Origin of the sequence: Sutterella massiliensis, assembly GCF_016899755.1 — a bacterium.
In the GTDB taxonomy this organism is placed as follows: domain Bacteria; phylum Pseudomonadota; class Gammaproteobacteria; order Burkholderiales; family Burkholderiaceae_F; genus Sutterella; species Sutterella massiliensis.
In genome coordinates this window covers 1-245 of record NZ_JACJJC010000503.1, presented here as the reverse complement: position 1 = coordinate 245, position 245 = coordinate 1, and the positions used below count along the sequence as shown (strand labels likewise).

1 protein-coding gene is annotated in these 245 nt (G+C 35.9%); it reads left to right on the top strand.

Annotated elements, in window-relative coordinates; genetic code table 11:
• Positions 1-245: rRNA maturation RNAse YbeY (locus tag H6A60_RS13480; RefSeq protein ID WP_205105371.1), on the top strand; the 245-nt coding region annotated here is incomplete at both ends.

Below are 245 nucleotides of genomic sequence, written 5' to 3'. Positions count from 1 at the left end.
GTATATTTTTTTTCAGAAGACGTAAAATACACGCTTAAAAATAAGACAGCGATCAGGAACTGGATCAGGGATACGATCTTTGCTGAAGGGTACCAGCTGGAGGAACTGAATTTCATCTTATGCTCTGACGAATATTTACTCGTTATAAACAAGCAATACCTCGATCATGACACTTATACTGATGTGATAACTTTTGATAACTCAGAAGAGCTTAAAACGATCTTAGGGGATATATTTATCAGCAT